This is a genomic window from Bradyrhizobium sp. MOS003, assembly GCF_003020125.1.
Taxonomy (GTDB): domain Bacteria; phylum Pseudomonadota; class Alphaproteobacteria; order Rhizobiales; family Xanthobacteraceae; genus Bradyrhizobium.
The window spans coordinates 249617-262163 of sequence record NZ_PYFW01000006.1 but is presented as its reverse complement, the minus strand read 5'-3'; the positions used below and the strand labels follow the sequence as shown (position 1 = coordinate 262163).

14 protein-coding genes are annotated in these 12547 nt (G+C 63.1%); 10 read left to right on the top strand and 4 right to left on the bottom strand.

Going from position 1 to position 12547, the window contains the following annotated elements:
- Positions 1–22: 22 nt before the first annotated feature.
- From C7G42_RS25435 to C7G42_RS35085, 3 genes are all read left to right on the top strand, one after another.
- Positions 23–382 carry a hypothetical protein gene (locus C7G42_RS25435; RefSeq protein WP_106951672.1) on the top strand — a complete coding sequence of 120 codons (360 nt, stop codon included), beginning with the start codon at positions 23–25 and terminating at the stop codon, positions 380–382.
- A gap of 165 nt (positions 383–547) precedes the next feature.
- Positions 548–991, top strand: a complete 444-nt coding sequence (locus C7G42_RS35455) for a hypothetical protein (protein ID WP_199581133.1) — start codon at positions 548–550, stop codon at positions 989–991.
- A 957-nt stretch (positions 992–1948) separates the two neighbouring features.
- Positions 1949–2104 carry a hypothetical protein gene (locus C7G42_RS35085; RefSeq protein ID WP_158537636.1) on the top strand — a complete coding sequence of 52 codons (156 nt, stop codon included), beginning with the start codon at positions 1949–1951 and terminating at the stop codon, positions 2102–2104.
- Positions 2105–2810: 706 nt separating this feature from the next.
- Here C7G42_RS35085 and C7G42_RS25420 read toward each other — a convergent pair.
- From C7G42_RS25420 to C7G42_RS25410, 3 genes are all read right to left on the bottom strand, one after another.
- Positions 2811–4334 (bottom strand): FAD-dependent monooxygenase, encoded by a 1524-nt coding sequence (locus tag C7G42_RS25420; RefSeq protein ID WP_106951670.1) that lies wholly within the window; start codon positions 4332–4334, stop codon positions 2811–2813.
- A gap of 224 nt (positions 4335–4558) precedes the next feature.
- Positions 4559–4888 carry a response regulator gene (locus C7G42_RS25415; protein ID WP_245427949.1) on the bottom strand — a complete coding sequence of 110 codons (330 nt, stop codon included), beginning with the start codon at positions 4886–4888 and terminating at the stop codon, positions 4559–4561.
- Positions 4889–4965: 77 nt separating this feature from the next.
- Positions 4966–5157, bottom strand: a complete 192-nt coding sequence (locus C7G42_RS25410) for a hypothetical protein (RefSeq protein WP_106951668.1) — start codon at positions 5155–5157, stop codon at positions 4966–4968.
- A gap of 554 nt (positions 5158–5711) precedes the next feature.
- Between C7G42_RS25410 and C7G42_RS25405 the strand changes: the two genes are divergently transcribed.
- From C7G42_RS25405 to C7G42_RS25380, 6 genes are all read left to right on the top strand, one after another.
- On the top strand, positions 5712–6050 hold the full coding sequence (locus C7G42_RS25405; RefSeq protein ID WP_106951667.1) for a hypothetical protein: 339 nt from the start codon (positions 5712–5714) through the stop codon (positions 6048–6050).
- Between the two features lie 132 nt (positions 6051–6182).
- Positions 6183–6509, top strand: coding sequence for a phage terminase large subunit (locus C7G42_RS25400; protein ID WP_245427947.1), 327 nt, complete (start codon positions 6183–6185; stop codon positions 6507–6509).
- A 62-nt stretch (positions 6510–6571) separates the two neighbouring features.
- Entirely contained in the window at positions 6572–7000 is a 429-nt protein-coding gene (locus C7G42_RS25395; RefSeq protein ID WP_106951666.1) for a GNAT family N-acetyltransferase, read from the top strand.
- 260 nt (positions 7001–7260) lie between these two features.
- Positions 7261–8529, top strand: coding sequence for a CaiB/BaiF CoA transferase family protein (locus tag C7G42_RS25390; protein WP_106951665.1), 1269 nt, complete (start codon positions 7261–7263; stop codon positions 8527–8529).
- Between the two features lie 125 nt (positions 8530–8654).
- Positions 8655–9884: an acyl-CoA dehydrogenase family protein gene (locus C7G42_RS25385; protein ID WP_106951664.1), complete on the top strand. Its 1230-nt coding sequence runs from the start codon at positions 8655–8657 to the stop codon at positions 9882–9884.
- Positions 9885–9893: 9 nt separating this feature from the next.
- Entirely contained in the window at positions 9894–10457 is a 564-nt protein-coding gene (locus C7G42_RS25380; RefSeq protein WP_106951663.1) for a flavin reductase family protein, read from the top strand.
- A 24-nt stretch (positions 10458–10481) separates the two neighbouring features.
- Here C7G42_RS25380 and C7G42_RS25375 read toward each other — a convergent pair whose 3' ends face one another.
- Entirely contained in the window at positions 10482–11390 is a 909-nt protein-coding gene (locus tag C7G42_RS25375; protein WP_199581132.1) for an NAD(P)-dependent oxidoreductase, read from the bottom strand.
- 168 nt (positions 11391–11558) lie between these two features.
- On the opposite strand from C7G42_RS25375, the gene C7G42_RS25370 reads away from it, so the two are divergent.
- Complete coding sequence (locus C7G42_RS25370) at positions 11559–12542, top strand: ABC transporter substrate-binding protein (protein ID WP_106951751.1); 984 nt, start codon at positions 11559–11561, stop codon at positions 12540–12542.
- Positions 12543–12547: the final 5 nt, after the last annotated feature.

Sequence of the window (12547 nt, the reverse complement as noted above, 5' to 3'; positions counted from 1 at the left end):
TGACCAGTTTCGGAGTAAGCGTATGCGTTCATCGCCCTCGATTGTCCCGACCGATCGCCTCGACCGGGATATTTATCTGGTGCTTGAAGATTTTGGCCCGCGTGCCGGCTGCTCCTGGCGCGAGACTGACGAGCAGGACACCGACCGCGACACCATAATTCGCGACCTGCTCTCCGGCCAGTACGCTTATCCCGTGCGGATCGTGGTCTTCAATGCGATCGAGGGCCATGCTCGCGATGCGACCAGCGAGATCGCCGATGAGCTGGCAGACGCTGCTGCCGACAGCACCGAGATCACTCCGGCCTTGCAGGCGTTCGTCGAAGCCAACGCCACGCGGCCCTTTGCGCTTCAGCTGGCACTCCCCCTAAAAGGGGCTGCCTAGCCCTTCACAATAGCGTTTGTCGTTTGACACGTCGGGCAAAACACCGGCAGAATAGCATCATCGAGACGAGTTTGTTTTGCGCCCGCGCCGGATTTAATCCGCCGCGGGTTTTTTGCGTCCCGATGCAAGTGACGAATTGGATTGTTTGCAAAAGGGGATTTCCAAATGACTGAACCCGTCAAGAACAACTTACTTTCCCAGAACGCTCTCGCGAGGGCAGCTGCTCGCCGAGCCCTGAAGCAGCGGACGTTGACCGAAATCAAATCCCTGGCGCGGACGCATACCGCGCTCGGCATGAAGACGCTCGTGCAGATCATGCGCGACCAGAAAGCTCCCGCCCATGCACGTGTCGCGGCAGTCGCCGTCATGTTCGATCGGGGGTGGGGCAAGCCGCTGCAGCCGGTTGCAAGCGAAGACGGCAAGCCGCTGGAATTCGTTCACCGCATCGAGCGGGTCATTGTGCATCCCGGCGACAACGTGAAGATGGAAGCGCATATCGAGGAGAGCGTGCAACGAATGCCGGTCAGCGTTCTCGGAAGCCTGGGAGCGGTACGCGGTGACGATGCCTCTTACGAAGAACTTTGGTTGCAGTCGCAGGAGCAGTCATGAGCGACATACTTCAAAGGTTGCTTCAAGTGCGTGCCGAGCCGGGTCCCGAAGCGAAATGGCCCCAGTGGATTGCGGACGCGCTCGCGTACAAGCCCGAGACCTCCGTTCCTGAAGTGCCATCCCTGATTAAGGTGGCCCCAAGCGAGGACCGGCGCAACATTCGGGTCTTGAGCCGAATGCCCCAACGGGTGATACCGAAATAAGCCCACGGGATCCGGCGGGCTTATTTTTTGCGTGGGGCTCTGGAAGGCAGGTGACGTGATGATCTCACGATCAAAGGGCACGGCAGGCCTTCCGGAAGCCGTTCGAACTTGTCGCGGATCGCGCTGGTGCTAGGCTGCCGCCATGAACCGGCACTGGGACCCGATCGCCACCAGCTGTTGATTTGGGCGGTCGTCGTTGCGGCCGCGCTCCTCAATGTGTCGTTGGGAGGTGTTAATCGCTTCACAAAAGGTCCACAGGGAGTGGAGTAAGATAAGAGGGAGTTCCAACTCCGAAACAACACATACTTTAACGAAATTGCGACTGCTGACTCTACTCTCAAGTCTTTAAAAGGTGGCTTTGGTGCTGGGAGGCGATAATGCAGGAATTTCATGCGATCCTTATTGTCCGACGTTTCAACGAACTCTCTTCGCGCCTTGCAGAACTGAAAACTCTCAGGCTTCAAGTTGAAGAAGCGGAGCGACGAACCGGCGCTGTTCCTTCTTTTCAATCGTCCGTTCCTTCCGGCCCTCCATCGCCTCTCACCGAAACTTTCTAGGCTATCCTGAGAGGCCTGACGGCAGTCCCTGAGGAACAACTGTTAGACCTGCCTCCTTTATATGCAGGCCGCCTCAACTGTCGCAGCGACGATGTCGGTCGCGCCATGCTAACGTTGGGTATCACCGCACGGTTTGTGGCCTCGATCGGTGACTGAGAGCCGAAATGCTCCCGCCTTCTTTAGAACGGGAAGCGGCGATGGAAAACGAGGCCGGACCATTCTCAGAGACCGAGCTGACGATTGTGGAGCGCTATAAGCGCGCCGCGCGTGAGGACATGGACGGTCCCAAACTCCTCAAGTTGCTCGAAGAGCTTGAGGACGAGATAAGAAAACGGGTCCGCTGTGGCCGTTGAAGAGATCCTGCAATCCTGATGAAGGAAGCGCGCGACAGCGACGGGCGCCCCTGAGGAGCTTGACCGAAGAGGCTGCCGCACTCCTTCATTTGGGTCGAATGCCCTCTGCTCCCAAAGTGAGGCCCGTAGATGGGAAGACCGAAGGTAACCGGAGGCCGTTGAACCAAAGGGGCAGCTCCGTACCAATACGTAGCCCGGTTCTTTTCTGATGCAACCGTCACAAGGGGTGATTAGCGTGGTTTCATCATCGGCTCATCAATTTGTCCGATGACTGTGAGCGGAAGACTCGCGCCCTCGGTCAGCGTGAGCCCCCATGCCCAAAAACTCCCCTCGTCCGATCTGCCCGAAATGCGGCAAGCCGATGCACTTCGTGATCGTTAAGACAGGCGGTCGCAAGTTTCGCTGTATCAAGTGTGACGACATCGATCCATTGCAGGTCCCAGACTTTCAAGCATGGACGGATAGCGAAGAATTGCGTCACCCGACGTGACATTGGCCTAGGCCGGATCGGCGGTCTGGCTGCCTTCATTGTCCTCGAAGCTTGCTTCCCTCGCGGTCGATTGGCTGGTCCCCAGCATGCAGCGGGCGTCGTTCGCTGACCTGGACGGCGAGCGAACGTCTGCTAGTGGCCCATTAGCGACTTTCAATGATGTCCGCTTTTGCGCCGCTGTTGGGGGACAAGCGGACATCTGAATATGTGCGCGCCTTACGGCTCGTCCGGCCCGAACCACCGCGTCAACGCCTCCTCAAGCCCGTGCCAGCCGTCGTCTCCCACCCACGCCACGTGCCCATCAGGCCGCACCAACACTGCGACCGGCGCGGTAACCTGTCCGATCACCGGAAGCTCCCAGGGGCCGTCGGTGCCGGCATTGACGACATCGATGCGATCTTTCCAGGGCGCCATGTCGGTTCCGCCTCGCTCGCCAAACTCGAGCAGCACGCCGCGCGCGCTGTGCAGCAGCGTGAACAGCTTTCGCGTTTGTCCGTCGACCGTCAGATCGAGATCTGGCATGCGCCGGCCGAGCAGCGCGTGGCCTTCGCCGAGATCGTAGGCGATGTCGAGCCCGCTCATCATCGCACCGACGCGCCGGCGTACCTCGTCGATGGCGAGCAGGTCGGCGATCACATCGCGCGCGGCCTTGCGGCCGTCGTCGCCGCGGCGGAGCAGGGCGATCTGCGCCATGGTGTTCTTCAGCACGCGCGCGGCCACCGGATGGCGCTCGGCGTGGTAGCTGTCGAGCAGGCTGTCGGGCGAGAAGCCCTTGACCACCTGCGCCAGCTTCCAGCCGAGGTTCACGGCGTCCTGCACACCGAGGTTGAGGCCTTGCCCGCCGACGGAGTGATGGATATGCGCGGCATCGCCGGCGAGCAGCACGCGGCCCTTGCGATAGGACACCGCCTGCCGCGCCGCATCGGTGAAGCGGGAGATCCAGGCGGGATTGTTCACGCCGAAGTCGGTGCCGTAGACCGCGACGAGGGCCTCGCCGAGATCGCGCAAGGAGGGCTCGCCGGTGCGTGCGAGCGTTGCTTCCGTCAGCACGACCAGCACGCGGCCGCTTTCCGTCATGCTGAGGCCGTGAAAGCCGAGCGCATCGTGACGCAGGCCGAGCTGCGGCGGCTCGCTCATCTCGACCTCGGCCATGAGGTTGCTGAGCGTCGGCGAACTGCCGGGGAAATCGATGCCGGCCGCCTTGCGCACCAGGCTGCGGCCGCCGTCGCAGCCGACCAGATAGCTTGCGCGCAAGGTCTCGCCGCTGGAGAGCGTCACGTCGATGCCGGTCTCGTCCTCGGCAAAGCCCGTCACCTCGCGCGCGCGATAGAAGGGGACTGCGAGCCCGGCGACCCAGTCGGCCAGGATGGCTTCGAACCGGTTCTGCCGCAGCGCGAGTCCGTAAGGGTGCCGCGTGGGGAGGTCGCTGATGTCGAGCCTGGTCCAGGCAAAGCCGGCGAGCTGGACGATGTGGCCTTCGGAGAGGAACCGGTCCGCGACGCCGCGCTGATCGAGGACCTCGATGGTGCGCGCGTGCAGGCCGCCGGCGCGCGTCTCGACCAGCGAGTGGTCGGCACGCCGCTCGACCACGGCGACGTCGACCTTTGCGAGCGCGAGCTCGGCAGCCAGCATCAATCCGGTCGGGCCGCCGCCGGCGATGACGATGTCATGGTGGGGCCGGTTCGGCGCATCGGCCGCTCGCGCGCGGCGTGAACGGGACGTCGGAAGCAGGACAGGCATGTTGACCCCTCGGCTTGGTGTTGGGCCGGGGGTTCTACGGCAGAGGCGGGGACTTGAAGCAAGCCCGTTGCGCACCACATATCGAGTTGGGAGGAGGGATTGCTTTTCCCGCGTTCGCCACGTTGACGCGTCGGGCAAAACACCGGCATAGTGGCATCATCAGAACAGTTCGATTTCACCCGCGCGGGAGCTTCCCGCTGCGGGTTTTGTTTTGCGGCGCGCGGTCAGCAGATGCCGGTGGTTCGCTGCAGGGCGGCTGCGAGTTCCTCGAACGAGAACGGCTTGCGGATCATCGGCAGGCCGTCGCGCCGGGGTTCGCGCCCCGATACCTGCAACATCTTCAGCTCCGGGCGGGCGCGCCGCGCCAGCTCGGCCAGCTCATGGCCATCCATGCCCGGCATGTTGATGTCGGTGATGAGGATGGAGATGTTCCGGTTCTGCGCGAGCCGTTCGAGTGCATCCGGGCCGCTTCGGGCTTTCACCACGTTGCAGCCGAGGTCCTCCAGCATGTCCACCATCACGTCGAGCACGCCGGGGTCGTCGTCGACAACCAAGACTGTGTGAGTCATCGCAGCAGACTTCCTATCAGCGACGACTCAACGCGGCCCTCGACGGGTAAGTTCCTGATAGCCTAGTCGTCCTTCGACAAATCGCCGGGCCTGGTGGGCAGCTCGATGGTGCCGCCCTCGCCGTGCACGAGGTCGCGGCCGCTGTCCCCGGTTTCGGCGGCGTCTTCGATGATCGCCTCCTGCACGTCACGCTTCTTGTCACTTCGCGACTTGTCATCGCCGTGCGATGTCTCTCGATGTGTCGGGGTCATCATGGCGGTCCTCCAGATCGACCAACGCCGGCCGGGCGCGTTCGTTCGTTTGACTCGTCGGGCAAAACACTGGCAGAATGACATCATCGAAAGAAGTTTGGTTCAGCCCGCGCGGACGATATCCGCGGCGGGCTGTTTCATTTCAACGGGGCTTTGACACGTCGGGCAAAATACCGGCATAGTGACATTATCGAGACGAGTTTGGTTCACCCGCGCGGAGCACATCCGCCGCGGGTTTTTCGTCTCGGTTTCAGAATCGGACGGCGGCGGCGCATTGCGGCCACGCACTCGTCAAACCTGGAGCGCCGATCGGCGCGCCGCCGTCCGAACCATTGCTGGCCGTGCACGCGCGAACGTGCCGGCCCGCGGCGCAGGGCTCATCGCCCGCGCCGCTGCGGTCTCCGGAAGACACGGAGATAGGGTTCGCGCCCGAAACGATCGCGCCTCGCCTGGCGCGATCTGCCGCGCATTTTCTTCGCATGGAGGATGATGACCGCCTATCTGATATCGCTGGCGCTCGCGGGCCTGGTCGCAATCGTGCTGTGGGAGACGCTGTCGTGAACGAGTACGTCGAAGGCGGGCTCGCAAGCGAGCCGTCCCCCAAGCCCGCGGTCCGGAAGACGTCGCGGGCACGAACCCTGACCGAGATCCGCTCGCTGGCGCGCAGCCATACTAGGACGGCTCTCAGGGTTCTCGTCGGCATCATGCGCAGCGACGAAGCCACGCCGGCGGTGCGCCTCTCGGCGGCCAACGCCATCCTCGATCGTGGATGGGGCAAGGCCGCGCAGCCGATCGAGAGCGGCGAAGACGGCGCGACGGAATTGGTCCACCGGGTCGAGCGCGTCATCGTGCGTCCGGACGACGCCGTCGAGGGCGATGCCGGCCCGAAGGCCTGAGGTGCCGGATATCTCGATTTCGATCTCGATTGGTGTCGGTGTGAAGAATGCGGGCGATGCGGCGAGCGAGAGAACCGGTCCGCGATGTGGCGCGGGCACACCGGCCTGCCCTGAGGCGAGCGAGCGCATCCAGTGTCCATCCTGAAAATTCCGACGGCGAAGATCTTCGAGCCGCTGCTGAAGCCCGCGCGCTACAAGGGCGTTTACGGCGGGCGCGGCTCGGGCAAATCGCATTTCTTCGGCGAGCTCCTGGTCGAGACCTGCCAGGCCGACCGCGGCACGCTGGCGGTCTGCATTCGCGAGGCGCAGCGGACGCTGGCGCAATCCTCCAAGCGTCTGATCGAAGGCAAGATCGCGAGCCTTCGGCTCGGCCACGGCTTCAGGCTGTTCAGCGACAAGATTGCGACCGGTCTGATGGGGGCGGTCTGGCTCGGCGTCAAGGTCGTGCTGGGCAAGTGAGCCTCGACCACTACGGCATCGCAGGCCACTCACTCCCGATGACGCCCGCCAATAGGTATCCCATGTACAGAATTCGTATCGCCGATGCGGACGATGATGAGACTGCCGATGTTCTCGGCGATTTGCACCGGCTGACATTCTTCGGTGGGGCGGCCCTCCCGCAGTTCGAATCGGGTACGTGGTGGCTCGCCTACCACGATGATGATGCGGTGGCCTTCGCCGGTGTCGTGCCGTCGACGCATGCGCGAAACAGCGGATATTTTTGCCGGGTCGGGGTCTTGCAGCGGCATTGGGGGCGGGGACTTCAGCGCAGGCTGATGCGAGCGATCGAGGCGCGTGGGCGGCGTCTCGGATGGGACAGCATCGTGTCGGATACGACGGACAATCCGGTATCCGCCAACAATTTCATCCATACGGGTTATCGGCTGTACGAGCCCGAAGCGCCCTGGGCCTGGTCGCATACGCTTTATTGGCGAAAGTGGCTGCGTTGAGCAATATGCGTGGTTTCCCGTCACGCGGAACGTGACCTTCTCAGGCTAACGTGATCTTCTCTAGCTAGAGTGGCTGCGCAAGATGCGCGCAGCCTCCATACGCTCAAATATCAACGGCCCGGCAGCTCAACAGCTGCCGGGCCGTTTTTGCGTTTCAGACGGCGCGAGCGAGACCCTTGCGAAGTTGGCGGCGCCGGGCTTTAAGTTTGCTCTTGCAGGAAATTCGGCGGCCATAAGCCGATGTAAAGGGAGCGCCAGAGATGCCGACCAAGCCTCAATTGCCGGAACGTTCGTCGCGAGCGACGGAAGGACCGAGTGCGCTCGACGGTCTGCTGGTCATCGATTTCACGCGTGTCGTCGCCGGCCCCGCCTGCACGCAGACGCTTGCGGATTTTGGCGCGCACGTCATCAAGATCGAAAATCCCGATGGCGGCGACGACACCCGCGCCTACGAGCACGCAGAAATTGGCGGCGAAAGCGCCGCCTATCTCAGCCTGAACCGCAACAAGCGCGGTATTGCGCTCGATCTTGCCGTACCGGAGGCCCGCGAGATCGCGCTGGATCTGATCCGCAAGGCGGATGTGGTCGTGGAGAATTTCTCGAGCGGCGTCATGAAGAAGTTCGGGCTCGACTATGAGGCGGTCGCCCCGCTCAATCCCCGTCTGGTCTATTGTTCGATCTCCGCCTACGGGCGCTCCGGGCCCTTCGCCTCGCGCCCCGGCTTCGATCCCATCACGCAGGCGGAGAGCGGCTTCATGTCGCTCAATGGATTTGCCGACGGCCCGGCAGTTCGTACCGGCCCGCCCATCGTGGACATGGCGACGGGGATGTCAGCCTGTAACGCCATCCTGCTGGCGCTGTTGGCGCGGGACCGGCTCGGCCGCGGGCAGCGTGTCGAAGTCGCGTTGTTCGACGTTGCGATGGGGATGACTGGCTTCTACGGCATGGCGTATCTCATCAATGGCGAAAATCCCGGCCGGTTCGGCAACTCACCGAGCGGGTCTCCCACCGTCGGCGTCTATGAAGCATCGGACGGGCCGCTTTACATGGCCTGCGCCAACGATCGGCTCTATCGCCGGCTCGTGGTTGAAGTGTTCAACCGCCCGGATCTCATCAACGATCCGGAGTTTGCCACGCGCAAGGCGCGCTCCGAGAACAAGGAGCTTTTGCGGGCAGCCATTGCGGAGGTCTTTGCCGGCGATACGCTCGAGAACTGGATGGCGAAGATGAAGCAGGCCAATATTCCGGTCGGCTATCTCCGGACGGTCGAGGAGGGGTTCAATGCGCCAGAGGCTCGCGAGCGACATCGCTTGAGCCGAATTCCGCACCCTACAGCGGAATGGGTGCCGAACATCGAGCCGCCGATTACCATGAGCCTGACCGGCGCGATCGATGCCGTCGCGGCCCCTCTGCTAGGTGAGCATACAGTCGACGTCTTGCGCAGCATGCTCGGTTATGACGAGCGTCGGATCACGGAGTTCACCCGGAAGGGCGTCTTTGGCTCGGGTAAGCCCTCGACGCCGGTCTAGGCCGGCGCGGTCGGCCCCCAGGCAACAGGCATCGCGCGGCATGAATCGATGCTTGTGATGCGGGCCGCCTTGGCTTGATTTGGTGAAGGGCCGGCCGCATAAATACGCGAAAGTGAGGGACACGAATGGCGCCAGGTCGAAAGCCGAGCATGGGTCAGCCCACCGGACCGGAAGCCGGCGAAGGCGCCTATGCGGCAATGATCGCAAAAGCCCGGGCCCTCCTGCCGCGACTACGCGAGCGGGCGGTGCGAACGGAGGAGTTGCGGCATCTTCCGTCGGAAACCGAGAGGGATCTCCACGAGGCCGGCCTGTTCCGGATGCTCCAACCGGCACGGATTGGCGGCGCCGAGCTTGACTATGTCGCTCTTGTCGACTGCGCTGAGCTGCTCGGACAGGCGGATGCGTCTGTCGCCTGGAATCTCGCCAATCTGGCAAGCCATCACTGGATGCTCGGCATGTTCGAGCCGAGGGCGCAGGATCTGGTCTGGGGTCGTGATCCGGACGCGCTGATCGCATCCTCGTTCATTTTTCCCGCCGGACGCGCCACGCGAGTCGCGGGCGGATATCAATTGCACGGCAGCTGGCCGTTCTCTTCCGGCGTGGCCTCCTGCGAGTGGAACATGCTTGCAAGCGTGGTCTACTCCGACGACGAGGCGGACGGTATCGAGTATCGGATTTTTCTGCTGCCAAAGGCCGATTACAAGGTGCTGGACACCTGGAATGTCGCGGGACTGCGCGGGACGGGGTCTTGCGACGTGGAGGTCAGGGATGCCTTTGTGGCTGACCACATGACGGTCGCCGTCGGTGATCTCTCAGGCGGCCCGACGCCGGGAAGCACGGTCAATCCAAATCCGCTATACGCGCTGCCCGTGTTCTCGCTGTTCCCATACGTCCTCTCCGGCGTCGCGCTGGGGAATGCGCAGGCGTGCCTCGACGATTACATAGAGGTCGCACGTCACCGTATTTCGACCTACAATCGCGCCAAACTCAGCGACTTCCAGAGCACCCAGATCAAAATCGCGGAGGCCTCGGCGAAGATTGACGCCGCGCGCCTGATCATGCGGTCGGCCTGCCTCGACGCCATGGAGGAAGTGCGGCGCGGTCACATCCCTGACATGGCGACCAAGACCCGTTATCGGCGCGACGGATCTTTCTCGGTGAATTTGTGCACGGACGCGGTCTCGATGCTGTTTGCCGCGAGCGGCGCGCGGGGCCTGTTCACGAGCGGCGTGTTGCAGCGGCAATTCCGCGATGCGCACGCGATCAACTCGCATCTCGCATTCAACTTCGATGCGGCCGGCACGAACTATGGACGGGTGGCGCTGGGCCTGCCGTCCGAAAATCTCACGCTGTGAGGCCGGCCGATGAATGATCTGCCGCAGCAGCCCAGCGCTCCCGATCCCGCCAACGAGTTCGCGAGCGACAGTTCGTCGATCGATCCTCGCGACTTTCGCAACGCACTCGGAACCTATGCAACGGGCGTGACGATCATCACGGCCGCAGCGCCCGACGGCAAGCCCTACGGACTGACCTGCAATTCGTTCGCCTCGGTCTCGCTGAATCCTCCGCTGGTCCTGTGGAGTCTGGTCGTCTATTCCTCGAGTCTGACCATCTTCCAGAATGCCAGCCATTTCACTGTCAACGTGCTTGGAGCCTCGCAACAGGCGCTTGCGACAAAATTCGCCAAGTCGTCCGACGACAAGTTCACGGGTGTGGACTGGACGCCGGGCCTCGGCGGAGCGCCAGTGCTTGCGGAGAGCGTCGCCAATTTTCAATGCCGCTCCGTGAATCGCTACTATGGCGGCGACCATGTGATCTTCCTCGGCGCGGTCGAGGCCTACACCTACGGTGCGAAGGAGCCGCTGCTCTTCGCGCGAGGGACATTCGGCCGCTTCCTCGCAGATGACGAGCGCAAGCCGTCCCCTTGACGCGCCCAGATCGCGGTCGACAGCTTAGCGCTCCGCCGCTGAAAGCTTGTAAATCTCCAGCGCGTCCGCTTCCGCGCCGCGTGCGACCTTGGCCAGCCTGAAAAGCTGCCCCGCTAGCGAGGCCATCGGCACCGGCGTCGAAGTCGCCTGAGCGACGTCGGCGACCGTATCGAGATCCTTGAGCATCGTGGCAACGTGACCGAGCGGGGGCGAGTGAATGCCTTGCACCATTCTCGGTACGAAAAGCTGAAGCGGGATTGAGTCCGCGAAACCGCCGGCGAGCGCTTCGGGCAGGCGATTGGCGTCGATACCGGCGTTGACGGCCAGACGCGTGGCTTCTGCCAGCACGGCCATCGCGCATCCCACGATCACCTGATTGCAGAGTTTCGTGGTCTGGCCGGCGCCGGTCGGGCCCATGTGGGTGAACCTGCGCGCCATGGCCAGCACGTAGGGGCGTACCCTCTCGATCTCGTCTGCTTCTCCGCCGGCCATGATCGCAAGGGTGCCTTCCTCGGCGCCCTTCGTTCCGCCGGAAACCGGTGCATCGATCCAGCCGGCGCCATTGGCGGCTTTCAGCCGCTTTGCCAGATCGCGCGCGGCGTCGGGATGTATCGAGGAGAAGTCGACGACAAGCTTGCCTGCGCCGGGCGCCGCTGCCAGCCCCTCAGGCCCGAAGATCACCTCCTCGACGGCCGCGGCATCCGTCACGCACATGAAGGCGATATCGACGTTCGTCAGGAGATCACGAGGAGTGATTGCGGGCCTGGCTCCGGCCTCGGCGAGCGGAGCCACCTTGCTCTCCGAACGGTTCCAGACAGTGACCTGATGGCCGGCCTTGAGCAGGCGTCGGGTCATCGGCGTTCCCATCAGGCCAAGGCCGAGATAACCGAGTCTCTCGACGTCTTGCGGGTTTGTCTTGCTCGCATCAGCCATAGGTTGCCTCCGTCTGTCGCAGTGCGACGCCGCTTTACCATACATTGCGCATCGGACGGCAAAACCGCCGAACTCGCATGGCTTGCCTGATTGTTTGAACCATGAAAGATTTGAGCCCGGTCGGGGTTGGGTGGCGCCTGTCGGCGCCGGAGCAGCGGAGTGGGCACGATGCGAACCGTTTCGAGATGGATCCTGGCTTTGGGGGCGGTGGCGGCGGTCAGCGCCGGGGCAAGCCCGTCACGGGCGCAGCAGACGATCCGCGTCGGCTGGACGATCCCGGCCGAGGAATCCAAATACTGGATGATGCGCAGGCCGACCGAATTCCCCAATATCGGCAAGGCCTACAATATCGAATGGACCCAATTCCAGGGTACTGCGCCGATGACGCAAGCCTTGGCAGCCGGCGCGCTGGACTGCGCGACGCAGGCGCCGCTGTCGCTCGCCAATGGTGTGGTCGGCGGCAATCTCAAGGCCTACATCGTGGCCCAGCACGTGTTCGAGAAGCCTGGCGGCTTCTCGGTCTACTGGGCCGTCATGGATGACTCGCCCATCAAGACGATCGCTGATCTCAAGGGCAAGACGGTCGGCATCTCCGTGATCGGCGGCGGTACGCAAGGCCCGTTCAACCTGCTTCTGAAGCAGAATGGCGTCGATCCAGCCAAGGATATCAAGTTGGTCGAGGTCGGCTTCGCCGTATCAGAGGATGCGCTGCGCCAGGGCCGCGTCGATGCGGTCAATATGAACCAGCCGTTCGCCGCGCGGGCGGAGGCAAAGGGCGGCACAAGGAAGCTCTTCTCGCTGTCCCAGGCCATGCCGAACATCGTGCACATACTGGAAGCCTGCCGCGCCGATTTCGTCGACAAGAACCCGGAATTGGTCAAGGCCTATGTCCGCGATATTACCTCGGGCATGAAGAAGGCGCTGGCGAACCGTGAGGAGACTCTCAAGGTCGTCAACGAAGTGCTGAAGGCGCCCATCCCGGTGCTCGAGACCTACCTGCTCAAGGACAACGATTTCGGCCGTGATCCAGGCGCGGCGCCGAACTTCCCGGCGATCCAGAAGATGCTGGACATCTACGCCGAGACCGGAATGCTTCCGAAACTGGATGTCGCGCAGTTCAAGCATCCGACGATCGTCGCGCCGCTTCAATAGGCGGC

What these genes read in the sequence shown, in the direction of transcription:
- C7G42_RS25435 (WP_106951672.1), top strand. Translation starts at nt 23, where the DNA reads ATGCGTTCATCGCCCTCGATTGTCCCGACCGATCGCCTCGACCGGGAT.
- C7G42_RS35455 (WP_199581133.1), top strand. Translation starts at nt 548, where the DNA reads ATGACTGAACCCGTCAAGAACAACTTACTTTCCCAGAACGCTCTCGCG.
- C7G42_RS35085 (WP_158537636.1), top strand. Translation starts at nt 1,949, where the DNA reads ATGGAAAACGAGGCCGGACCATTCTCAGAGACCGAGCTGACGATTGTG.
- C7G42_RS25420 (WP_106951670.1), bottom strand. Translation starts at nt 4,334, where the DNA reads ATGCCTGTCCTGCTTCCGACGTCCCGTTCACGCCGCGCGCGAGCGGCC.
- C7G42_RS25410 (WP_106951668.1), bottom strand. Translation starts at nt 5,157, where the DNA reads ATGATGACCCCGACACATCGAGAGACATCGCACGGCGATGACAAGTCG.
- C7G42_RS25395 (WP_106951666.1), top strand. Translation starts at nt 6,572, where the DNA reads ATGTACAGAATTCGTATCGCCGATGCGGACGATGATGAGACTGCCGAT.
- C7G42_RS25390 (WP_106951665.1), top strand. Translation starts at nt 7,261, where the DNA reads ATGCCGACCAAGCCTCAATTGCCGGAACGTTCGTCGCGAGCGACGGAA.
- C7G42_RS25385 (WP_106951664.1), top strand. Translation starts at nt 8,655, where the DNA reads ATGGCGCCAGGTCGAAAGCCGAGCATGGGTCAGCCCACCGGACCGGAA.
- C7G42_RS25380 (WP_106951663.1), top strand. Translation starts at nt 9,894, where the DNA reads ATGAATGATCTGCCGCAGCAGCCCAGCGCTCCCGATCCCGCCAACGAG.
- C7G42_RS25375 (WP_199581132.1), bottom strand. Translation starts at nt 11,390, where the DNA reads ATGGCTGATGCGAGCAAGACAAACCCGCAAGACGTCGAGAGACTCGGT.
- C7G42_RS25370 (WP_106951751.1), top strand. Translation starts at nt 11,559, where the DNA reads ATGCGAACCGTTTCGAGATGGATCCTGGCTTTGGGGGCGGTGGCGGCG.